Raw genomic sequence first — 22,187 nt, 5'->3', positions numbered from 1 at the left:
GGTCTGTGACGTCTAAGTTGAATTACTGCCAGAAACAAAACTATTGCATGCAAAGCACAGATACTGCGATCCGATTAAACCCAGCTTGATAACAAACAATAAATACCGTCGATTCATCCGGCTAAAATTGTCTCTACAGTCTGACCAAGGAACGTATACACCAGCGCCGCAAGCGCAATCGCCGGTCCCAGCGGATATCGGGCGTCATCCGACAGACCCCGCCATCGCCAGTTCAGGTCCGCCCGGCGGACGAGCCGGATCACCGAAAATGTGACGATCACGCAGACCGACAATGTCAGAAAGTACCACGACAACCGTTCTGCGGGAACATAAAGCAGCACCACCGGCAAAAGCTTGACGTCGCCGCCGCCCAGCAGATGCGCCGCGAACAGTACAAAGCAAATACCGAAAACCGCCAATGCAACCACCACCCGCCACGCTAGCGGTACGGCCCACAGATCCGGCGCCTGCCCGACCGCAAACAAAAGAAACAGCAGTCCGACACTCCAGTCAGGAATGCGCAGATCTCGCAGATCACTGTAAACGATGTAGAGCAGCACCGCCGCAGGCAACAGCGCCAGCAGGGGCGGTATGTTCACGCGGCGGCTCCCCTTTCCGCGTTGATTGTGGCGATCAATTCGACCTGCCCGCTCGTTTGCGTCTTGGAATAGATGTTGCTCAGATGACTGCGGACCGTGGCCATCGAGATCCCAAGGATCTCCGCGATGCTCTTGGCCTTCTCGCCCGCCAGCAGCAAATGACAAAGGCGCTGCTCCGCACGGCTCAATCGGCACGGGTTCTGTTCGCCCAGAATACCGGTGCGCGGCCCGTCGATCCGGCGCGCGCGAGAGCGCGACTGCGCGCCAATCAGACCCGATACAAGCCCGGGGCTTCGTACCCCCCATGCATCCGCGAGCGCCTGTGTAATGATATTGACCGGTAATTCCGGATGGACCTTCGGAGCAATCTCGAAAAGCATGTCGAACCCGTCGATCCGATCCTCACCGGCTTCGAGAATGACGGTAACAACCGTAATTACTGCAGGTTCGCGCCGCATCTGTTCTGCCACCTGCGAGCGATCAAAACCGACGTCATGCTTTAATTCGGAGAACCGCCAAATTGATCCTGGCAGTAATTCGGATAGATCACGTGTATCGCGCAAATAGCGCAGTGTGGCACCGCTGATCCTCATATCGGTGCTGTGGGCCAGAGGATGCGTAGCACTCGCAACGGTTTGGACACGGTCCTGGCTGAGCCGCGACACTCCGACGTACGCGGCCTGGGTCTGACGCATCAACACCTTTACGACATCGTCCAACGCAAAACGCCCGTGCAGGGCCGCGTTCCAATCCGTGATCAACGCGAAACTGCGCGCGATCCGGTGCTGAAGGTCGCTGGCACCCGAAAAGGGCAGAACCTGTGAACGATCCAAAGCGTGTGAACGCATTTGAGCAAGTACTCCTAAGTAACATCTTGTGAGGCAAAATTATTAGCAGACCGTTATGCGGTGTCGCGCCGCAGGTTGAGAGCGGTGCAATTCGGGTGATGGCTGCGACAAAAATACGTTGATCTATCAACAGGGTGCAACCCCAAACCAGCCGCCGATCCCCCTGTTTGTGGCGATTCCGCCCGCACGATGCCCCGAAATGGTCCCATTGGCTCATTCAACTGAACGATGTGGATTGGTCGAATGAATAATAAATTGAACGTATCGGCGGCTCTTCGAACGGGCGCCATGTAATCAAATGGCGCGGTACGCGCTTCCAATACGCAGTTCAAGGAACACCTGAAATGACACTGATCAAAAGAACATTCGCCCGCCTGTGCAGCAGCGAAGAAGGCGCGACCCTTGTGGAATACGGCATCGCGCTCGGCATAGCGGTTACCGTCGGCGCAGGCGCGTTGCTGACCATGGGCGGAAACGTCAACAGCACGATGGGCGATGCGAACGCGGTATTCGACTCGATCGGCGAAGGCAACGACACCGAGGATTCCGGCACCTGAGCTCCAAATCACTACCGCACGAATGAACCCCGCCGCGCATCGCTACGGTGCGGCGGGGTTCTTGGTTCCTACTTGTAAAGGTTCGCCTCAGAATGACGCCTTCCGAACATCTCAACGGCTACACCCGCGACGAGCGCGGCAGCATGCTGGTGTTCTGGGCATTCTCGCTGGTGGCGTTTCTGGGCCTGATGGCCCTAATTTTCGATGTCGGACGGCTCGGCACTACGCAATCGGAGCTGCAATCCTTCGCCGACAGCGTGGCCCTCGCATCCGCTGCGGAACTGGACGGCCGCACCGATGCCATCGACCGCGCACAAAACGCCGCACGCCTTCTCATCACCGACAGCCAGACTTTTACAACCAGGTCAAAGACGCTGACCGGGGCCGACGTGACCCTGACGTTCTACCGCCCGAATGCCGAAGGCCGATTTCTTCGCACCCCCGCCCTCCGAACCACCCAGCCGCGCGCGGCGCGTTTCGTCGATGTGGCCGTTGTGGACAGCCACGTACCTTTGGGCTTCGGCGCGATCTTCCGCGACGCGGACATCAACACGCGCGCCTCGGCCCGCGCCACCGGGACGTTCGAGCTTGAAGCCTGCAACGTCGCGCCGGTCGCAATGTGTGCGCCGACCATTGGCCTCGATGCGGATGCCGCCATCGGCAGTACGCTGCAACTCGATGCCTCGGTCAATGTGAACAACCTGCTGCCCGGCAACATTAGCGTCGTGAACAATCTGACGGATGCGCTCGACGGGCTCAGCATCTGCGCCGGGCTTCTGGGCGATGCACTCAATGCCTGCCTGATCGCGTCGCGCACCCCCGAAACCGCCTGTACCGGGCGCGGGGGTCTTGAAATTTCCGTTGGGCTCGACGGTGACGGCGTGATGCAGGCGGTCAACACCCGCTTTGGCGAAGCTGTCGGTGCTGCTTCTGGCCTTGTCGGCGACGCCTTCGCCGCGGCCCCCTCGATCTTTGCCGGGCGCCTTGACGGCGCGGGCCTGTGCCAACCAGACGCAGGCGGTCCCGTAGCCCTGCCCTCCGACGATTGCTTTGACGGCGGCGGTTGCACGGTGCAGGGAAACGGCGACTGGGAAACCGGACGACTTGCCTACATCAACGCCCATTTCGACGGCACTGATCCTTTCCCCGAAGCACGGACACGTTTTGACTTCTATCGCGCCGAGCTGGCCGCCAGCGGCGAGATCAGCACCGGCAGCGGTGGCGGCGACGGCTTGATCGGTGGGCTTCTGGGCACCGTAACGGACACGGTGAACCAGCTTACAGGACGCCTGTGCGCACCTCTATCCGGTTTGGGCGCGGGCGCGGCACTCGACCCGGAACGCCGGCTGATGGTGATCGCCGCCATTGATTGTCTGAACGTCGACGTACAGGCTGGTGTCAGCGCCCCCGTCATCCAGTATTTCGAGGCCTTCGCCCTCGGCCCCGCCGCCGATGGCAAGCTGAATGTCGAAGTGACCGCCTGTCTCGGCAGTGGCTGTCGCACCGGCGACGGGCGCGGCGCCCTCGATACCGTGGTGCGCGATGTCGTGCGGCTGGTCGAATGAGAACCGCGCCCCGCCTCTCTCGCTTTCACCGCGCCGAAGATGGCGCGGCGCTGGTCGAATTCGCGCTGTTGCTGCCGATCTTCATGTTGTTCATCGGCCTCGCGGTCGAGGGCGGACGCACCTTTTGGGCATACCAGACCACAATCACCGGCGTGCGCGACGCCACACGTTATCTGGGCCGGGTCGTCGAAAGCGACGCCTGTACCACTGGCGCTTCCACGACCCGTTGGGATACCAGGCTTGCGCAGATCGTGCGCACCGATCTCGACGGCGACACGCTGCTGCCCGCCGCTGTCGACATCGACAGCGTTACCTCCTCTCTCGATTGCATCGGCGGCGCATACCGTGGCGGCGCGGCCCCCGTGGCGACGGTGACGGCGACCCTGCGCATCCGCTACCCGTTCAGCGGTCTGATGCGGCTGGGCGGGATCGACGTCGACACGGTGACCACGACGGTCTCAGACAGCACGCGGATCATCGGATGATGCGCGCCCTAGGCCCCTGGTTGTCCCCTTTCGTCCGCAACGAAGCGGGCGCGGCACTGGTGGAATTTGCCATCGTGGCGGCGCTGTTCTTCCTGCTGCTGTTCGGTGTCATTGATTTCGCGCGCCTCGGTTTCTCAGCCGTCTGGGCGGAGAAGGCGACCGAACAGGCCGTGCGCATGGCGACGGTACGCCCTGCCGTTTGTCCGGATGTGCCGCGCGTGAACAGGCGCGGTCTGATCGGAACGCTGTCAATCGACATCCCCAACGGCACCCGCTGTACCGACCGCAGCGGCCTGTGCCATGCGCCAGATACCGTCAGCTGCACAGGCTCTCTTGATCACCCGACGTCCGCCGCGATCTGGGCACGGGTGGCGCCAATCATGCCGCACGGGACAGGGCCGGAAAATCTGCGGTTCTCGTACAGCTACGATCCCGCGCTCAACCGGGTCGGGGCGCCCTACGCACCTATCGTCACGGTCGAGCTGACCAACGTCCGCTTTGATTTCGTCTCGCCGCTCGGCGGCCTTGCCCGCGCTGCCGGTGGCGCGGGCGGCCGCCTCGGAAACAGCTTTGCTTTCGCCTCGATGAGCGCTTCGCTCCCGTCCGAGACTATCCACTAGGAGATCCGCTATGACACTTGCCCACCATGATATCGAGCGCCAGGTTGCCGATGCCGTGCCCGGCTGCGGGCAGATGGCCCGCGTGCTTGTCGTCGCGACCAACCCGGCCATCGCGCGCGCGATGACACAGGAGATGGCGCAGGACACTGGCGTCTGCGGCCTATCGGAAAACGCTACCCTCGCGGAGGCGCTTGTGCGCAATCGCTACGACTGGTCCACGCTTGATTTTGTCGTGTTCGAGATCAGCGAAAGCCCCACAACCGATCTGGACGCAGTCACCGAACTTCTCGCGCGCCAGGACGCGACGCTGCACTGCGTGGCAGTGTCGTCCAAACAGCTTTCCGACGCATGGGCGGACCGGTTTAGAGAAGCGGGCGTCGCCGACATCCTTACCGTACCCGATGCCGATGCCGATGCCGATGCCGATGCCGATGCCGATGCCGATGCCGATGCCGATGCCGAAAACATGTTCGCCGATCCCCCCGAAACGCAAGCCTCCGATCTGCCCGCCCCGTCACACGCGGACGCGCCGTCCAACGGCGCACCGGTCCCGACAGATGCGCGCACCGCACGCGGCCGCACGACAGCTGCGCAGGGTCAGATCACGGTTGTAATGCGCGCGCGCGGGGGCGCCGGGGCGACCACTCTTGCGGTCAACCTTGCCGTGGCGCAGGCAGGCCGCGCGCCCGAAGGAACCACCGCCCTTGTCGATCTCGACATTCAAAGCGGTGCCGTGGCGATGTGCATGGATCTGCCCGACAGCGCCGAGGCCAGCGCGTTTCTCAAAGGCGCCAAAACCGCGTCGCGCGACTTTCTCGACACGGCGATGGTTCCACACCAAAGCGGCGTCGACGTATTGACCGCCCCCGACATCTTCGCCCCGCTCGGCGCTTTGAATGCGATATCTCTTGCGGCACTCATCGACGCGCTCAAAGCCCGATACGACCATATCGTCCTCGACATGCCACAGGCGATAGACGCGTGGATCACCCCCGTCCTCGACAAAGCAGACCGCGTTCTGATCGTTACCGACACCAGCCTTCCGGCAGTCAAACGCACGCGCCGCCTGATGGATCTGATCGCCGAAGAACACATGACTCTGCCCGTGGATGTTGCCGTCAATCAGCAGAAAAAGCCGATGTTCATGAGTGCTGCCCTGCGCGAATGCGAAACGCTGATCGGGCGACCTTTCACGCACTGGATCCCCATGGACGCAAAAACCGCCCGCCGCGCCTCCGATCTAGGCGTCCCGTTGCAACAATGCGCGAAACGCTCTGGCATGGCGCGTGCCATTGCACGGTTGAGCGAAACGATCTTTTCCGCACCGCGGGCCAGCTGACAGCCCCGTGCGCGCACCCGGCCAAAGGAGACCCGAGATGTTCAAAGCGTTCAATCAATCCCGCCCCGATGCGCCCACGCAAGCCCGGCCTGCTGCGCCATCCGTTCCGCCGCCGACAACGGCGGAACCTGCGCGGAAACCGGTCGCGCCAACACCCGCACCCCCGCACAACCCGCTCGCGCGTCCCGCCGGATCGCAGACCGCGCTGAAAAGCGCACTGCATGAACTGGTGCTCGACAAGCTCAACCTAACCGTGCTCGACAAGGTCAGCCGCGATGACCTGCGCCGCGAAATTGCGAACCTCGCGGCGGACCACCTCAAATCCCAAAACCAGCTGATGCCCGGACCGGCTTTCAAGCAATTGATCGACGAGCTGCTCCACGAGGTTCTGGGCCTAGGCCCGCTGGAACCGCTGCTCGCCGACCCTTCGGTCAGCGACATTCTGGTCAACGGTACCGATACCGTCTTTGTTGAACGCGCGGGTCTGCTGGAACGCGCCGATATCTCGTTCCGCGACGAACGCCACCTGTTGCGGATCATCGACAAGATCGTATCCTCCGTCGGTCGGCGGATCGACGAAAGCCAACCCTGGGTCGACGCACGGCTTGAGGACGGCAGCCGTGTGAACGCGATCATCCGCCCCTGCGCCATCGACGGGCCCAGCCTGTCGATCCGCAAATTCTCGAAAACACCGCTGCGCATGGACAAACTGCTAGAGCACGGCGCGCTCAGCCGTCCGGCGGCGCTGTTTCTCGAGGCCGCCGTGAAGGGGCGGATGAACTGTCTGATTTCTGGCGGCACAGGATCGGGCAAGACGACGATGCTCAACGCGATGTCGGCCTTCATCGACCCGCGCCAGCGCATGGTCACCATCGAAGACGCCGCCGAGTTGCAGTTGCAGCAAGACCATGTCGTGCGATTGGAAACGCGCCCCTCCAACGCCGAAGGAAAGGGCGCGATCACCCAGCGCGATCTTCTGGTAAACGCGCTGCGGATGCGACCCGACCGGATCATGGTCGGAGAGGTGCGCGGCGCCGAGGCCTTCGACATGTTGCAGGCGATGAACACTGGCCACGACGGCTCGATGACCACGATTCACGCCAACACCGCCCGCGACGCGGTCAGCCGCCTTGAGCAGATGGTCACCATGGTCGGCAATGATTTCCCGATGCAGGCGGTCCGTTACCAGATCGCCGCCGGTCTCCAGATCGTACTGCAACTCAACCGCCTGTCCGACGGCAGCCGCCGGGTGATGAGCATTTCCGAGATCGTCGGGATCGAAGGCGATGTGATCATGATGCAGGATATCTTTGTTTTCAAGAAAATGGGCGTGGACGACGAAGGCCGCGTGCGGGGGCGCATGATGGCCACCGGCGTGCGGCCGAAATGCTTCGAGGCGCTAATGGCGTCCGGCGTACCGCTGGCCGCCGATGCCTTCGCTCCCGGTGAAAAGGCGGCATAGATGGACGCGACGCTCATGTTGATGGTGCTGTTCGGCCTGCTGGGATGTCTGCTTCTGGCGGTTGTTGCCGCGCGGCTGATCTTTGCGCCCGAAACGGTACAGGACCGCAAGCGTGCGGCACGATTACGCGCGCTGCGCCCCGAAGGGGCCGGTGCCGAGGCCGCTGCAATCGTCAAATCCAGCGCGCGTACGTCAAGCGGAAGAATCCTGCCCATCGTCGGGGATCTGCCGCTATTGCTGCGCCGCGCCAATCTGGAGGGACGCGGAATGGTGCTTGCGCTCGCGGCAGGGGTTGGCGGCGTGGTTCTCGCCGCCGGTGCAACGCTGATCCTGCCCCTCCCTCTTGCCCTGCCCGCTGGCCTCGTGACCTCCGCTGCGATTGTGCTGTGGATCATCAAACGCCGGCACGCCAAACGGATGGAGCTGCTGACCGCGCAGCTTCCCGATGCGCTGGACCTGATGATGCGCGGCCTGCGCGTGGGCCATCCGGTCAATGCCACCATCGCCAACGTCGGGCGCACGATGGCTGATCCCGTCGGCTCCGAGTTTCGCCTTCTGTCCGATCAGATCAGCCACGGAGACTACCTCGCGGACGCGTTTCGCGATTTCGCTGAACGGACCGGGCAGGAGGACGTCGAATACCTGTTCGTCTCGATCTCGATCCAGCACGGCACCGGCGGCAATCTTGCCGATATGCTGGGCACCCTGTCGAGAGTCGTGCGCGACCGCATCATCATGCGCCGCAAGGTCAGGGCAATCTCGTCCGAGGGGCGCATGTCGGCCTATGTGCTGTCGGGACTCCCGGTTCTGATCTACCTCGCCACATCGCTCACCTCGCCCGAATACTACGGCGACGTCAGCGACGATCCGCTCTACGCGCCCATCGCGTGGATCATCGTGGCGCTCGTCATCGGCAACTTCCTTGCGCTGCGCAAGCTCGTCAGTTTCAGGATCTAGGAGCGCGCAGATGTTCGATATCCCACTTTCCCGCGTTGCCTCCTCCGAGATGCTGATGCTTTCCTTCGCGGCGATCGCCACGGTGCTCTTGTTGATGGGTGCCGCCGGTCTCTACGCAATGCGCGACACGACGGCCGCCCGGATCCGCCGGGTGTCCGCCTCCATGAACAACCGCGACGCCGATCAGCCGACCCTGACCAAGGGCGACGAGCGCGCGCCCACCGGCTGGAAGAAAGCATTAATCCCCGAAGATCCCTCGGAGCGGATGCAGATCCGGTTCCAGCTTGGCAAACTGGGGTTCGAACGCCCGGACGTGGTCGAGCTGTTCTTTCTCATCCGTCTGTTGCTCGCCTTTGCCACGCCAGTGCTCGTGTTCGCCGGTGTCGCCTTGGCGCGCGCGCAGTTGCTGCCAGCGGGGATGGCGGACGCGATCCTCACGACCGCACCTTTGCGGCTGCTGCAAATCGCGGCAATCGGCGCGGGTGTGGGGTTCTACGGGCCGGGCTATTGGCTCAAAAGCCGGATCAAGGCCCGGCAACAGAAGATCCGCGAAGCGTTCCCGAACGCACTCGATCTGGTACAGATCTCGGTCGAGGCTGGCTTGGGCTTTGATGCGGCGATCACGCGGGTCGGCAAGGAACTGGGTCGGGTCGCCCCGGAAATCGCCTATGAATTCGTGCTGTTACAGATCGAGATCGGCGCCGGCCGCGACCGCGAGGCCGCACTTTTCGACATGGCAGACCGGATGGGCATCGACGAGGCTAAATCCTTTGCCCTCGTGATCGTGCAGTCGCTGCAATTCGGCACCAGCCTGACGAGTGCGCTCAGGACCTACGCCACTGAAATGCGCCAGTTGCGCGAGCTGAACGCGCAGGAGAAGGCGAACAAGCTGCCGGTGCAGATGTCGGGTGTGATGTCGGTGCTCATGCTGCCCGCCCTGTTCCTGATCACGCTGACGCCAATCATCATCCGCTACATGTCGATCTATTGATCGGGCGGGCCTTCACAACGCCCGAACGAGCAATCCCACGGACAGCACGATCACGAAAGCGCCCGCCGCGATTTCGATCACCGGCACGATCCACACCAGCGACCGCGCCCCCGCAACACTGCGCAAGACCCCGCCGCGAAAACCGCTGGCCGCGATACCGACTGCGACCGTGACAGACGCGGTGCCCAGCGCCATCGCGAAGGCACCCGCGATGCCCGCCGCCGCAATGCCCATCTGCCACGTGATCAACAACACGAACAGCGCCCCGGTGCAGGGGCGCACGGCGATGCCCCCGATCAGCAGCAACGCTTCGCGCAGGCTGGTGGCGGCCCCTGCTTCCTCCAGCGAGGGGCCGTGGCTGTGCCCGCAGCTGCTGCACGCAGCACCATCACCGGTATGCGCATGGTCATGGGGCGCGCGCGCCTGCCACAGATGCCGCGCGCCGCGCAGCAAAAGCCACCCGCCGATACCCGCGATCAACGCATAGCTCAGCGGGGCCAGTGTCCGTTCCGCCGCACCGATCATCGCATCGCGGGTCAGCCCCAGCAGCCAGATGCCCGCATAGGCCAGCACGACCGCCGTGACCGCCTGTCCTAGGCTTGACAGCAGCGCGATCAGCGACAGCCGCAGCATCGGCACCGCCCGCGCCACGCCGTAGCCGCCCACCAAAAGCTTGCCATGCCCCGGCCCGATGGCGTGGAAAAACCCGTAGGCGAAACAGCTTGTCATCAACGCGGCATAAGCCCCCGGCTCGCCCCCGCGCAGGGCCCGCAGGGTCCGCGCGATGCCGTTCTGAAACGCGCGTTGCCACTCGGCAGCCCAGACCGCCAGCGCATCGAACCCGCCGCCAAGCCACAGCCAACCCAACGCCACAACGGCGAGCAGCACCGCAATGCTCAGAGCGCGGCGCATGTGATCCGTACGTCCGTGGCAAACCGCGCACCGATATCGCCATAGCCTTCATCGGCAAGGTCGATATCTTCGGGGATCTGGCTCAGCTCCGCCTTGGTCATCGCCAGCGCGCCGTCCATGTCCGGCATCTCCTGCAGGATATCACAGCCTGTTCGCCCCTCGACGGTTACAGGGCGTTCGACGTCGTAGGCGGTGTAGTAGCTGCCGTCGTAGGGCCGCAGGCTCAGCGTGCCATCCATTACCGGCGCGCCGTTGACCGCGCGGACATGGGTCGTGATCACCCGCCCATCGTCCAGCGTCGCCGTCGGGGCGGACGGACCGGACAGATCCAGTCGCGCGCCGTTCAGCGCGGCCACCAGATCCCCGTTGTATCCCTCGATCCACTGCATGTCGAAACCGGTCAGCCTGGCCTTGTCTTCCGCGGTCAGAACACCGTTGTAATCCGCATCTATCCCCAGATCCTCGGTCACCAGCAGCGAATACAGATCGTCGTATTCCCATGTCACCTCGACATGGGTCAGACGGTTCTGTTCGTCGATCAGAACCTTCAGTCCGGTGTTGATGAAAATGTGCGGATGCGCAGCCAGCGGGGCCGCAAGGGTGATCAAGGCAAGGGCCAGCGGAAATCTCATGGCGCGCACTTTATGCGCGTGTGCGCATGCGTTCAATCGCTCACTCAGCCGCTACGGCAGAAATCAGCGCACCCAACCGCGCGATGCCCGCGTCGATCGTCGCCTCGTCGGTGCTGCTGAAACTCAGGCGAATGGTGTTGGCCCCCGATCCATCCGCGAAAAACGCATGTCCCGGCACGAACGCCACCCGCTCTGTCCGGAGAGAGCGCGCCAGAAGATCGTCACCGCGTATCCCGTCCGGCAGCGTGAGCCACACGAACATCCCGCCCTCGGGCCGGGTCCAGCTGACACCTTCGGGCATTTGCGCCTCAAGGGCGGCCAGCATCCGGTCACGCCGCGCACGGTAGGCGGTCTTGATCTTGTCCACATGTACGTCGAACTGCGCCTCCGCCACCGTGGCGATCGCCATCTGGTTGATTGTTGAGCTGTGCAGATCCGCCGCCTGTTTGAGCAGCACAAGCTGGCTGATCACCTCGCGGGCGCCACACACCCAGCCGACCCGCAGGCCCGGTGCCAGCGTTTTGGAAAAGCTCCCGCAATAGAGCGTACGACAGGCGTCGATATCCCCCTTGCGCGCAATTTCGCGTGCAAGCACCGGTGCCAGCGGCTCCCCCTCGTAGCGCAGCGATTGATAGGCGGCGTCCTCGATCACCGCCATGTCCAGCGCATCGGCAAGGTCAATGACCCGCTCGCGCATTCCCGCGCCCAGCGTCTTGCCGGTCGGGTTCGCAAAGTCCACGGACATATAGGCGAATTTCACCCGGCCCGCGCCCGCTGCTTCGGCGTAATCCTGCGCCGAGCGGTTGGTTTCGGGGTCCAGCCGATCATAGCGCGGCTCGTAGGCGTTGAACGCACCCAACGCGCCCAGATAGGTGGGCCAGCCGACCAACGCCGTGTCGCCGGGGCTCAGCAACAGCTTGCCCAGGTAATCGAGCGCCTGTTGCGACCCGGAGGTGATCAGGACGTTGTCGCGCGTACACGGGATTTCCAGCCGCGCCATTTCCGTAACGATCCAGTCACGCAGCGGGCCGTATCCTTCGGACACCGAATACTGAAGCGCCGTCGCCTGTTTCTCTGGCGACAGCGCCTGCGCAAAGGCCTCCTGAAACGCCTGCACCGGGAACAGATCGGGGTCGGGAATACCACCGGCGAACGAAATGATGTCGGGCTGGTCCAGCAGCTTGAGAAGTTCGCGAATTTCGCTCGCCTTCATGCGGTCGTTGCGTGACGCGAAAATACCGTGCCAATCCATCTGTCCCTCCCCGAACACCGTGTCGCCGGAACCTGAACATGGATTTGCGAATTAGGTCAATGCCTTTTACCTATACATCTAAACCGGACCTGTCGAAAACCATCGACTCTCAGGTTTCCAGATAGGCCAGCAATCGGTTTTCCGATGCCCGCAAACCCGATTTACCGGCATCCGGACCTTCCAACCGGTCGGATCCCGCAAGGTCGATCACGGCCGGATGGATATAGCTGTTTCGGGCCACTGTCGCCGTGTTGGACAGCCGCGCCGACGCCGCGTCCGCCATAGCCTTGATCGTGGCACCGCCCTTCTCGGCGACCTCAAACGCCGCGACCGTCCCGGCCCAGGTTCGAAAGGTCTTCGCGGTGATGCCGCTCTCGCCCACCGCATCTGCGATATAGGTGTTAAGCGCGGATGATCCCAGAGACTGCGGCTCCCCGTTCTCGTCAACCCACGCCAGCACCTGCGCACCGGGCAGATCACCGATCTTGTGCAGCACCCGGCCCAACGTGCGGTCGCGCAGACGGCGGCGTACTTTCTTGCCGCCCTTCGCGGTATAGCGCAGCATGATCCCCTCGTTGTCGAGCGTGATATGGTTTCGCCGCAAAGTGACCGCGCCGTAGCTGCCGTTTTCACGGGTGTAGTCGTTGCTGCCCACCCGCATCGACGTCCGGTCGATCAGGGTGACTGCGGCGGCCAACGCGAAGATCCGCGCGCCCGCCTCCTCTTCCAGATCGCGGCTGACGCGCGCGCGCAGACGGGGCAACAGATGTGCAAAAGGGACAAGCCCGTCAAACTTGGTACGCGCCTGCTCTGCCGCCCATTCATCGTGATACCGGTACTGCTTGCGCGCCCGTGCATCACGTCCCGTCGCTTGCAGGTGACCGTTCGGTACTGGACACATCCACACGTTCTCGTAGGCGGGCGGTACGGCCAAAGTCTCCAACCGTGTCCGCTCGGCACCGCGCGCGATGGTGGTCCCGTCGACGCCAAGATAGGTGAACCCGCGCCCGTGCCGCTTGCGCCGGATGCCGGGCTGGTCGTCTGAATAATATATCAGATCCCCGCTCACGCGGCGCGCACCTCCGAGCTGAGCTTGAGCACCTCGTCGCCGTCTTCCTGTTCGATGAACAGGGCCGGATCGTCACCCGATCCATCGCGGGTCACTTCGGTTCCCTTGATCTTGCGCGTGATTTTCTGGGTATAGGTCTTTTGCACGGTGCCTGTCGCGGTGCCGTCGCCCCAGTCCCATTCGACTTTGTCGCCTTCGGAATGTGCCATACTGATTTCTCCTCCTGTGCGCGGACAAACCAAATCGTGCAGCGGTTGGTTCCCTTAAACCCGCCAGCGCAGGATGCGGCGTTCCAGCACACCGATGATGCCGCTTACCAGCACGCCCATCACCGACAGGATCACCACACCGGCGAACAGCCGCTCCAGATCATAAAGGCTCCCCGCTTCGAGGATGTAGGCCCCCACCCCGTATTCCGCGCCCAGCATTTCGGCGGCGACCAGCAGGATGATGGCGATGGTCAGCGAAATGCGCAAACCAGACAGGATGCCCGGCATCGCGCCGGGCAGCACGATCTTGCGCACGATCGACCACCACGACAGGCCGAAACTTTGCCCCATCCGGATCAGCGTCCGGTCAACGTTGTCCACCGCCGCATAGGTCGCCACCACCGTCGGCGTGAAGGTGCCAAACGCGATCAGGGCGTATTTGCTCGCTTCGTCAATGCCGAACCAGATCACAAAGAGCGGCAGCAGCGCGATCTTGGGGATCGGGAACAGCGCCGCCACCAACGGCACCAGCCCCGCCCGCACATAGGCGAACAGTCCGATCATCACCCCCACGGAGATGCCCAGAGCCGCCCCCAGAATTGCGCCGACCGCCAGCCGCGACAGCGACGGCAGCAGATGCCTGAACAACAACCCCGAGTCCCAAAGCTCGCCAAAGGTCGCCAGCACGTCCGATGGGCGCGGCAGCGTCAGCGACGAGATCCAGCCCGCGCGCGTGCCCCATTCGGCCAACACGATCAGCACGACGAACACCGCGATTCCCAGACCCCGCACCCGGACCGGTGCGAACCCCCCGCCGCGAAAAGGAACCCGCTCAGACATGGACCAGCTCCGCATCTGCCGCCGCCGCCTCGTCGCGCATCAACCCCCACAGATACGCCTGTTGCGCGTCCAGCGCGGCGTCGCCGTGGCGGCGCTCGGGCAGCGGCGCGTCAATCTCGACGATCTCCGATATCTGCCCCGGCCGGCGCGACAGCACCACGATCCGGTGGCCCAGGCGCACCGCCTCCGCCAGATTGTGCGTCACATAGACAGCGGTGAAAGGTGTCCGCGTCCACAGCCCCACCAAATCGTCCATCAGCAACTCGCGCGTCTGACTGTCGAGCGCGCTCAGCGGCTCGTCCATCAGCATTACCGCCGGATTGACCGCCAGCGCCCGCGCGATGGCGACCCGCTGTTTCATGCCGCCCGACAACTGCTTGGGCAGCGCGCTCGCGAAATCCGTCAGCCGCGTCCGCTCCAGCACATCGGCGATGATCTGCGCCTGCCGCGCGCCAAGGCGATGATCCTCCAGCACCAGCGCCACATTGCCCGCCACAGTGCGCCACGGCAGCAGTGCGAAGTCCTGGAATATGTAGGTGAGCGCATTCAGGCACCCTTCGGGCGGGCTTCCAACCTGCACGACGTCGCCGTGCGTGGGCCGCTCCAACCCGCCAAGCAGCCGCAACAGCGTGGATTTGCCACAGCCTGATGGTCCAACGATACAAGTGATCCGGCCTGTCGGAATATCCAGCGTCACATCGCGCAGAACGTCGCGGTCACCATAGCGGTGCGTGACCTCTTGCAGCTTCAGATCCATCGCTCTCTCCCATGAAAAAGGCCGGACACGCGGCCCGGCCCCTGCCCGCCTGTCGCGCGGTTTACGCGCCTGCTGTCTCCACATACGAGGTGTCGATCAGCGCGTCGAGCGGGATATCCGCATCCACCAACCCCTCGGACTGGAACCACTCAAGCTGGTCGCGCACGGACGCTACATTCATCGCCGCCCCCTCGTTTATCCGCATGGTGCCGTTGATGATCGACGGTGCCGCCTTTTCCAGAGGCCGGTCGGTGTAGACATATTTGTGCAGCAGCGCGACCATCTCGTTCACGCCTTCCTCGCCGCCGCTGCGCGCGATCATCGCGGCGTTGTAATCGGCCACCCCCTTGGAATAGGCCGCCAGATAATCCTGCGTCATCTGTTTTTCCTCGCCCGCGTTGACGGTCGAGGTGAACACCGTCGTTACCTGATAATCTGGCAGGTAATCCGACACGTTGCCGATCATGTGAACGGCCCCCGATCCGGACAGCGGTTTGGCGATATGCGGCACGATGGACCACGCGTCTATCTGCCCCGACTTCAGTGCACCGATGATCGCGCCGACCTTTTGCAGCGGCTTGAACGACAGGCTGATGCCTTCCGCCGCCGCCATCTTGGACCCCATGTAATGAAACGACGACCCCGCCTGCGTCACGCCAAAGGACTTCCCGTCCAGCATGCCGGGTTCCGTGATCCCCGCTTGAAACGCCGCGTCCGAGACGAGGAACTTTTGACCGTCAATGCCCGGCTCTTCCTGCAACGCGCCGCCGATCACCTTGATCGCGCCCTTGTCGGCCAGCGATACCAGGCCACCTGAAATCGCCGTCACGGCATAATCCACATCCCCCGACGCGATGGCCACCGCCATCGGCTGCGCCGCCTGGAAAAACCGCAGATCAACATCTAGGCCCGCGTCTTTGAAATACCCCCGCTCGGCGGCGACGAAGGTGCCCGCGTGACTGGTGAACGGCAGCGCGCCCAGCGTGATCTTGCGCCCCTGCGCTATGGCGGGCGCGGCCAACCCGAGGGCGGCGGCGGATGCGGCAAGACCGCCAAGGGTCTGGCGACGTGTCAAATGGCTCATGGTGGTTCCTCCCGGGAAATATCTGGCGCAAACTTGGCCCCTCCGGGTGCGCGGAGTCAAGCGCCCGTGCCGGCCCGCGATTGCACGCCGCCCGCACAGCCGCTATGACCCGCCCCAACAGTGCTTTTGCCAAAGGTGGCCCCCATGAGTTTCGACCGTTCGATCAAGATCGCCCCGTCCATCCTTGCGTCCGACTTTGCCAACTTCGGCGCGGAATGCGCCGCGGTCGAGGCGCAGGGCGCCGACTGGATCCATGTCGATGTGATGGACGGTCATTTTGTCCCCAACATCACCTTCGGCCCCGCAACCTGCGCCGCGATCCGACCCCACATCAAGGGTGTGATGGACGTGCATCTGATGATCTCGCCCGTCGACAGCTATATCGACGCTTTCGCCGGTGCCGGTGCCGACATCCTGACCGCCCATGTGGAGGCCGGCCCGCACATCCACCGCACCCTGCAGGCGATCCGCGCGAGCGGGTGCAAAGCGGGCGTCGCGCTCAACCCCGGCACCCCGGCGTCCGCTGTCGCGCATCTCTTGGATCTGACGGATCTGATCTGCGTCATGACGGTCAACCCCGGCTTCGGCGGCCAGAAATTCATCGACATGAGCGCCAAGATCCAAGAATTGCGCAGCATGATCGGCGACAGGCCCGTCCACATCGAAATCGACGGCGGCGTCGATCCGGTGACAGCACCGATGGTCGCGCAGGCTGGCGCTGATGTGCTGGTTGCTGGCTCGGCGGTGTTCAAGGGAGGATCGGTTTCCGATCCGGCCCCTTACGGCGAAAACATCCGCGCGATCCGCGCCGCCGCCGAAGGCGTCTACGTCTGAACCCGTTAACCTGTTGTTAATGCAAACCTTTCGCGCGCGAAACATTGCCGCGCGCGACATGCCACCACAGTCACGGCAGGTCGCCGCCCAGAACCGCAATCATCTTGTGCTTGAGCAGTTTTCCCGTCGGTGCCGCCGGCAGCTCCGTCGCCAAGATGATATGCTTGGGGCGCTTGTACCCCGCCAGCCGTTCCTTCACGAAGGCGCGCAGATCCTCGACGCGCGGGCGGTCCTCATCGGCGACCTGCACGAACGCCAGCACTTCTTCGTCGCCGTCCTTGGTCCGGCCCACAACGGCGGACTGGATCACCTGCGGATGGTCGTTCAGCGCCGCTTCGACCTCGGGCGGGTAGACGTTGAAGCCGCCGTGAATAATCAGCTCCTTGGTCCGGCCAAGGATGTACAGTCGGCCTTCGTCGTCCAGCTTACCCAGATCGCCGGTGCGCAGCCAGCCATCGGCATCAAGCGCCTTGGCCGTTTCCGCGGCGTTGCGATAGTAGCCCTTCATCACATGCGCGCCGCGCACCAGCACCTCACCCTCGCCCGCGCCGTTGCCACCGGGTGCCGCATCGTCTATGCGCACTTGCGTCCCCGGCGTGATCGGTCCGACTGAAACATCCGGATCGCCGATCTCGTTGCGGGTCGCGGACGCGCCCGAGGAGGTCTCGGTCATGCCAAATCCGTTCTGCAACGGCAGCTCGTAAAAGCTTTCCGCCTTGCGCTTCCACGCCGGGTCCAGCGGCGCACCGCCCGACGAGACATAGCGCAGCTTTGGAGCACCCAGCCGGGTCATACCCTTTTCCTTGGTAAACTGCATCACCAGCGCGTGCATCTGCGGCACCGCCGGAATGATCGTGACGCCGTCCATCGCCGCATCAAACAACTTCTGCGCCGAGAACCGCGCTTCAATCCGGACATGCGCGCCGCTGAAACACGCGCCCGTCAGCACGGAGACAAGGCCGAACACATGGCTCATCGGCAGCACGCCGTAAACCACGTCATCCGACGTCATCTCGCGCAGGCCTGACGAGGCTTGCGCACCGAAGCGCATGTTTCCGTGCGTCAGCATCACACCTTTGGGATCGCCGGTGGTCCCGGTGGTATAAAGCAGGACGGCCACGTCCTCCAGCTGCGGGTCGGGGTCCGACTCCCGTCGCGCCAGCAACAGCGTGCCGAACGCGCCGGTGATCTCGGTGCCGCCCAACCGCTCGCCATGGGTCTTCGCATCGCCCGAGACATGCGCCGTTGCCACGACAGCGGCGGGGGTGGCGTGGCGGATCACCTTGTCCACCTCGCCGTCAGTCTGGCGCGCGTTGAACGGGATCACCACCGCACCGATCTTCCAGCCTGCGTGCAGCGTTGCCACCGCAGCGGCGCAGTTCTCGACGAGCAGCAACACGCGGTCGGTCGCAACCACGCCCGCCGCCGTCAGCTCAGACGCCAGATCGTCGCTGGCGCGGTCGAGATCCGCGTAGGTCCAGGCGGCACCGCTTGAATCGCTCACCGCCATGTTGTCGGGTGCGCGGTCCACCTGCGCCGTCAAAAAATCCACTACCCGAGCCATGCCGGTCTCCTCCCTTTTCGCACGTCGCCTCTGCGGTCTCAGCCGTAGTCGGGCGCGCGTTTTTCCAAGAATGCCGCGATGCCTTCGGCGGCTTCCGGCGCACCGGTGGCAAAACCCATGGCGTCGCGTTCGATGTCAAGCTGGTCCGCCTCGCTCAGATCATAGGCATTGCTTACCATCGACCGGATCGCGGCTTGTGCGGCGCGCGGTCCCTTGGCCAGCCGGTCGGCGTATGCCGTCGCCGCCGCCATCGCACCGCCCGTATCGGCAAGCGTGTTGACCGCGCCCAGTTCGTACATCCGCTCGGCCAGCACCGGCTGGGCCAGCAGGCACATCTCCATTGCGACCTGACGCGGCACGCAGCGCGCCAGATGTGCCGTCAGGCCACCGTCGGGCACCAGACCGGCCTTGACGTAAGCGGCGACAAATTTCGCGCCCTTTGCGGCGACCAGAATGTCGCAGGCCAGCGCAAAGCTCAGCCCCGCCCCCGCCGCACCGCCTTCGACGGCGGCGATGATCGGTACCGGACAGGCGCGCATCGCGCGGATGATATCGTGCAGACCTTCGATGCCCTGACGGCGTTCTTCCTCCGGCATCCCCTGCCGGGTGATCAGAACGGTCAGATCCCCGCCCGCACAGAAAAACGGCCCCTCGGAGGTAAGGATAACCGAGCGGATGCGCGGCTCCTGCGCCTTCTCCATCGCTTCCAGAATGCAGGTATAAAGCTCGGGCGACAGCGCGCCCCGCTTCTCGGTGTTGCCGTTCCATATGATCAGGCGGTCACCCGCGTCTTCCAGCCGTGCGCTCATGTCAGTTTCTCCTGTGGGACGCGTTTGAACACGCCTGTCGATGTGGCCACCAGCGTGCCGTCCGCGTGGCGCAGTTCTGCGGCAATGAACAGCAGGCTGCGTCCGCCGCCGGTCACGGTGCCCGTTGCAGTCATCCGTCCGGGTCGCCCCGATCCGACGAATTGGGTGTTCATCGAAACGGTCAGAAACGGTGCCTTGCCGGTGCGGTCCACGGTCAGCGATCCGGTGGTGCCCGACGCGTTGTCGAGCAGCGTTACGGCAATCCCGCCATGCAAGGCCCCGTGCCGGTTAAGATGGGTTTCGTTCACATCAAGATGGCATCGCCCGTGCGGCGGATCGTTCACGTCCACGATATAGCCGACCAGCCGTTGTGTACCGGTCTCATTGAAAATGAGACCGGCGTTTTCTTCTTCAAGCTGCTGCGAGGTCAATGAACCGCTCCAGATGGTGATCGACGTCGCCAAAGCGGTGGTCGGCCATCACGATACGTTTGGCGATATGCGCCAGTTCATATTCCTGCGTCATGGCGATGCCGCCATGCATCTGGATCGACTCTTCGGCGACCAGACGACCGGCACGACCGATCAGGTTCTTGGTGCCGGAGATGTTCATTTCCCGCACCGTGCGCTCGCTTTCCAGATTGCCGGCAGCAAGGATCACCGAAGACCGCGCCTGCTCCATCTCGATGAGCAGATCGGCCATCCGGTGCGCCAGCGCCTGGAAGGTGCCGATGGGGCGACCGAACTGCTTGCGCTGGCCCAGATAGTCCTTGGTCAGGCTGCAGGCGGTCTCCATTGCGCCCAGCGTCTCAGCCGTCTGCGCGACGTTGGCAGCGGCGATGCGCGCCTCGATCGCGGCGGATGCCTTGCCCGCGGCGCCCAGACGGGCGGAGGCGGGAACGGTGACATCGTCCAGAGTCACTTCCGCCGCACGGCCCCCGGCCAGCAGCGCATAGCCCTGCATGGTCAGCCCCTTCGCGTCCTTAGGCACGAGGAACAGTGAGATACCGTCCGCATCACCCACCTCACCGCTTTCGCGCGCGGAGACGACCAGCATGTCGGCGGCTTCGGCGTTGACGACCACGGCCTTGCGCCCGCTCAGCACGATGTCATCGCCTTTTTCGGTGGCCGAGGTGCTGACACGGTCGAGATCATAGCGGCTGCTTGGCTCGCCGTGGGCGAAGGCCAGTTGCAGACCGCCGCCGATGATCGTTTCGACGTGCGCCGTTTGTTCATCGTTGCCCAGATCGGCGATCAGGCCACCGGCCAGAACGGCGGTATCCAGAAACGGCTCGACCACACCGGCGCGGCCCAGTTCTTCGAAGACGACCGCAATGTCGAACCCCTTGCCGCCAAAGCCGCCGTGCTCTTCGCTGAACAGCGCGCCGATCACGCCCAGTTCGGCCAGTTCGGACCAGATATCGGGCGACATGCCGCTGTCGGATTCAAGGATGGCGTTGCGCGTCGCGGTGTCGTAGCGGTCGCGCAGGAAACGCCGGAGTGTGTCCTGCAACATCTGACGTTCTTCTGTCAGTTCAAAGTTCATGGCTATCAGCCTCCCATCGTCATTTTGGCAATGATGCCGCGCTGGATTTCGTTGGATCCCCCGAAAATCGACAGCTTGCGGTTGTTGAAATATTGCGCGGCCACAGGACCGGCGGCCAGCGGATCGGGCAGCGCCTCGTTCGAGCCTTCGAGTGCCTCGGACGCGAACGGCATCGCGTAGACGCCAGCGGCGCGGCGGGCCAGATCGTTGATCTCCTGGCGGATAATCGTGCCCTTGACCTTGAGCATGGAGGATTCCACGCCCGGGGCCGTTCCCGACGCCGCCTTGGAGACGATGCGCAGGTTGGTCGTGGACATCGCCATCAGGTCGATTTCCACCTGTGCGACACGCGCGGCAAAATGCGGGTTCTGCATCAATGGCTTGCCACCCGCCATTTCGGCCTTGGCGATGCGCTTGACCGCGCGCAGACCGGCCTGCGAAAACCCGACGCCCGCGATGTTGGTGCGCTCGTGGGTCAGCAGGTACTTGGCATAGGTCCAGCCCTTGTTCTCTTCACCGACGAGGTTCTCGACGGGCACCTTCACATCCGTGAACCAGACTTCGTTCACCTCATGGGTGCCGTCGAGCAGGATGATCGGGCGCACTTCGACGCCGGGCGTTTCCATGTCGATCAACAGAAAGGAAATGCCCTCTTGCTGCTTTACGGTCTTGTCGGTGCGCACCAGACAGAAAATCATGTTTGCATGCTGGCCCAGTGTCGTCCACGTTTTCTGACCATTCACGATGTAGTGGTCGCCATCGCGCACCGCTTCGCATTTCAGCGAGGCCAGATCCGATCCCGCGCCCGGCTCGGAATAGCCTTGGCACCACCAGTCCTCACCGGACAGGATGCGCGGCAGCCAGTAATCGTTCTGTTCCTGTGAGCCGAATTTTTGCAGCACGGGTGCCAGCATACCGAGACCGAAAGGCACGATGCGCGGGGCGTGGGCCATCGCCGCCTCTTCCTCGAAAATGTGCTTTTGCACCGCGTTCCATTCGGCACCGCCGAACTTTTTGGGCCAGTTCGGCGCAAGCCAGCCCTGCTCGTTCAGGATCGCGTGCCAGCGTTCGATGTCGTCCTTGCCCAGATCTGCGCCGGTGCGGATTTTCTCGGACAGCTCTTTTGGCAGCTTCTCTTCCAGAAATGCCCGTACCTCGGCACGGAATGCCTTTTCTTCCTCGGAATAGCTCAGATCCATTTTGTCTTCCTCTCCATAAATCTCTTACAATCGGGCGGTACGCTGACCGCTCAGCCTT

The 22,187-nt window shown here is 63.5% G+C and carries 24 protein-coding genes; 9 read left to right on the top strand and 15 right to left on the bottom strand.

Annotation, left to right across the window (positions count from 1 at the left end; all coding sequences use genetic code 11):
* Nucleotides 1-113 precede the first annotated feature (113 nt).
* Nucleotides 114-599, bottom strand: a complete 486-nt coding sequence (locus Q1A06_RS16015; protein WP_299565903.1) for a prepilin peptidase — start codon at nucleotides 597-599, stop codon at nucleotides 114-116.
* A complete protein-coding gene (locus Q1A06_RS16010; protein WP_299565901.1) occupies nucleotides 596-1,447 on the bottom strand; it encodes a helix-turn-helix transcriptional regulator in 852 nt (283 codons plus the stop codon). The genes Q1A06_RS16015 and Q1A06_RS16010 overlap by 4 nt, the downstream gene beginning before the upstream one ends.
* A 344-nt stretch (nucleotides 1,448-1,791) precedes the next feature.
* On the opposite strand from Q1A06_RS16010, the gene Q1A06_RS16005 reads away from it, so the two are divergent.
* The 8 genes from Q1A06_RS16005 to Q1A06_RS15970 all read left to right on the top strand — a co-directional run bounded on the left by Q1A06_RS16005 (nucleotide 1,792) and on the right by Q1A06_RS15970 (nucleotide 9,423).
* Nucleotides 1,792-2,004, top strand: a complete 213-nt coding sequence (locus Q1A06_RS16005; protein WP_299565898.1) for a hypothetical protein — start codon at nucleotides 1,792-1,794, stop codon at nucleotides 2,002-2,004.
* A 92-nt stretch (nucleotides 2,005-2,096) separates the two neighbouring features.
* Nucleotides 2,097-3,569: a pilus assembly protein TadG-related protein gene (locus tag Q1A06_RS16000; RefSeq protein WP_299565895.1), complete on the top strand. Its 1,473-nt coding sequence runs from the start codon at nucleotides 2,097-2,099 to the stop codon at nucleotides 3,567-3,569.
* On the top strand, nucleotides 3,566-4,054 hold the full coding sequence (locus Q1A06_RS15995; protein WP_299565892.1) for a TadE/TadG family type IV pilus assembly protein: 489 nt from the start codon (nucleotides 3,566-3,568) through the stop codon (nucleotides 4,052-4,054). The genes Q1A06_RS16000 and Q1A06_RS15995 overlap by 4 nt, the downstream gene beginning before the upstream one ends.
* Nucleotides 4,051-4,674, top strand: a complete 624-nt coding sequence (locus Q1A06_RS15990) for a TadE/TadG family type IV pilus assembly protein (RefSeq protein ID WP_299565889.1) — start codon at nucleotides 4,051-4,053, stop codon at nucleotides 4,672-4,674. The genes Q1A06_RS15995 and Q1A06_RS15990 overlap by 4 nt, the downstream gene beginning before the upstream one ends.
* A gap of 10 nt (nucleotides 4,675-4,684) precedes the next feature.
* Nucleotides 4,685-6,013 (top strand): AAA family ATPase, encoded by a 1,329-nt coding sequence (locus Q1A06_RS15985; protein ID WP_299565886.1) that lies wholly within the window; start codon nucleotides 4,685-4,687, stop codon nucleotides 6,011-6,013.
* A gap of 37 nt (nucleotides 6,014-6,050) precedes the next feature.
* Nucleotides 6,051-7,475 (top strand): ATPase, T2SS/T4P/T4SS family, encoded by a 1,425-nt coding sequence (locus Q1A06_RS15980; protein ID WP_299565883.1) that lies wholly within the window; start codon nucleotides 6,051-6,053, stop codon nucleotides 7,473-7,475.
* Nucleotides 7,476-8,432: a type II secretion system F family protein gene (locus tag Q1A06_RS15975; RefSeq protein ID WP_299565880.1), complete on the top strand. Its 957-nt coding sequence runs from the start codon at nucleotides 7,476-7,478 to the stop codon at nucleotides 8,430-8,432.
* 10 nt (nucleotides 8,433-8,442) lie between these two features.
* Nucleotides 8,443-9,423: a type II secretion system F family protein gene (locus tag Q1A06_RS15970; RefSeq protein WP_299565877.1), complete on the top strand. Its 981-nt coding sequence runs from the start codon at nucleotides 8,443-8,445 to the stop codon at nucleotides 9,421-9,423.
* A 12-nt stretch (nucleotides 9,424-9,435) separates the two neighbouring features.
* Here the strand turns inward: Q1A06_RS15970 and Q1A06_RS15965 are convergent, their stop codons facing one another.
* The 8 genes from Q1A06_RS15965 to Q1A06_RS15930 all read right to left on the bottom strand — a co-directional run bounded on the left by Q1A06_RS15965 (nucleotide 9,436) and on the right by Q1A06_RS15930 (nucleotide 16,178).
* Nucleotides 9,436-10,335, bottom strand: a complete 900-nt coding sequence (locus Q1A06_RS15965; protein ID WP_299565874.1) for a hypothetical protein — start codon at nucleotides 10,333-10,335, stop codon at nucleotides 9,436-9,438.
* Nucleotides 10,320-10,967 (bottom strand): DUF1007 family protein, encoded by a 648-nt coding sequence (locus Q1A06_RS15960; RefSeq protein WP_299565871.1) that lies wholly within the window; start codon nucleotides 10,965-10,967, stop codon nucleotides 10,320-10,322. Before Q1A06_RS15960 ends, Q1A06_RS15965 begins: the two co-directional genes overlap by 16 nt.
* Before the next feature lie 40 nt (nucleotides 10,968-11,007).
* Complete coding sequence (locus Q1A06_RS15955) at nucleotides 11,008-12,219, bottom strand: PLP-dependent aminotransferase family protein (RefSeq protein WP_299565868.1); 1,212 nt, start codon at nucleotides 12,217-12,219, stop codon at nucleotides 11,008-11,010.
* Nucleotides 12,220-12,328: 109 nt separating this feature from the next.
* On the bottom strand, nucleotides 12,329-13,288 hold the full coding sequence (locus tag Q1A06_RS15950; RefSeq protein WP_299565865.1) for a DNA topoisomerase IB: 960 nt from the start codon (nucleotides 13,286-13,288) through the stop codon (nucleotides 12,329-12,331).
* Nucleotides 13,285-13,497, bottom strand: a complete 213-nt coding sequence (locus Q1A06_RS15945; protein WP_299565862.1) for a DUF2945 domain-containing protein — start codon at nucleotides 13,495-13,497, stop codon at nucleotides 13,285-13,287. The genes Q1A06_RS15950 and Q1A06_RS15945 overlap by 4 nt, the downstream gene beginning before the upstream one ends.
* Before the next feature lie 54 nt (nucleotides 13,498-13,551).
* On the bottom strand, nucleotides 13,552-14,352 hold the full coding sequence (locus Q1A06_RS15940; protein WP_299565859.1) for an ABC transporter permease: 801 nt from the start codon (nucleotides 14,350-14,352) through the stop codon (nucleotides 13,552-13,554).
* The gene (locus tag Q1A06_RS15935) at nucleotides 14,330-15,094 is read right to left on the bottom strand and encodes an ABC transporter ATP-binding protein (RefSeq protein WP_299565856.1); all 765 of its coding nucleotides are present in this window, start codon (nucleotides 15,092-15,094) and stop codon (nucleotides 14,330-14,332) included. Before Q1A06_RS15935 ends, Q1A06_RS15940 begins: the two co-directional genes overlap by 23 nt.
* A 61-nt stretch (nucleotides 15,095-15,155) precedes the next feature.
* Nucleotides 15,156-16,178 carry an ABC transporter substrate-binding protein gene (locus Q1A06_RS15930; protein ID WP_299565853.1) on the bottom strand — a complete coding sequence of 341 codons (1,023 nt, stop codon included), beginning with the start codon at nucleotides 16,176-16,178 and terminating at the stop codon, nucleotides 15,156-15,158.
* A gap of 144 nt (nucleotides 16,179-16,322) precedes the next feature.
* On the opposite strand from Q1A06_RS15930, the gene rpe reads away from it, so the two are divergent.
* Nucleotides 16,323-17,012, top strand: coding sequence for a ribulose-phosphate 3-epimerase (gene rpe / locus Q1A06_RS15925; RefSeq protein WP_299565850.1), 690 nt, complete (start codon nucleotides 16,323-16,325; stop codon nucleotides 17,010-17,012).
* 70 nt (nucleotides 17,013-17,082) lie between these two features.
* On the opposite strand, the gene Q1A06_RS15920 is transcribed toward rpe, so the two are convergent.
* From Q1A06_RS15920 to Q1A06_RS15900, 5 genes are read right to left on the bottom strand one after another with little or no spacing between them, the layout of a single operon-like run.
* Nucleotides 17,083-18,576, bottom strand: a complete 1,494-nt coding sequence (locus tag Q1A06_RS15920) for a class I adenylate-forming enzyme family protein (RefSeq protein ID WP_299565848.1) — start codon at nucleotides 18,574-18,576, stop codon at nucleotides 17,083-17,085.
* 38 nt (nucleotides 18,577-18,614) lie between these two features.
* Nucleotides 18,615-19,385 carry an oxepin-CoA hydrolase, alternative type gene (locus tag Q1A06_RS15915; RefSeq protein ID WP_299565846.1) on the bottom strand — a complete coding sequence of 257 codons (771 nt, stop codon included), beginning with the start codon at nucleotides 19,383-19,385 and terminating at the stop codon, nucleotides 18,615-18,617.
* Nucleotides 19,382-19,816 (bottom strand): PaaI family thioesterase, encoded by a 435-nt coding sequence (locus Q1A06_RS15910; protein WP_299565843.1) that lies wholly within the window; start codon nucleotides 19,814-19,816, stop codon nucleotides 19,382-19,384. Before Q1A06_RS15910 ends, Q1A06_RS15915 begins: the two co-directional genes overlap by 4 nt.
* Nucleotides 19,797-20,930: an acyl-CoA dehydrogenase family protein gene (locus Q1A06_RS15905; RefSeq protein WP_299565841.1), complete on the bottom strand. Its 1,134-nt coding sequence runs from the start codon at nucleotides 20,928-20,930 to the stop codon at nucleotides 19,797-19,799. Before Q1A06_RS15905 ends, Q1A06_RS15910 begins: the two co-directional genes overlap by 20 nt.
* Before the next feature lie 5 nt (nucleotides 20,931-20,935).
* The gene (locus Q1A06_RS15900) at nucleotides 20,936-22,129 is read right to left on the bottom strand and encodes an acyl-CoA dehydrogenase family protein (RefSeq protein ID WP_299565838.1); all 1,194 of its coding nucleotides are present in this window, start codon (nucleotides 22,127-22,129) and stop codon (nucleotides 20,936-20,938) included.
* Between the last annotated feature and the right edge of the window lie 58 nt (nucleotides 22,130-22,187).

Source organism: uncultured Sulfitobacter sp. (genome assembly GCF_947497275.1).
Taxonomy (GTDB): Bacteria; Pseudomonadota; Alphaproteobacteria; order Rhodobacterales; family Rhodobacteraceae; genus Sulfitobacter.
The sequence above is the reverse complement of the archived record's forward strand: the minus strand, read 5'-3'. Positions and strand labels throughout refer to the sequence as shown.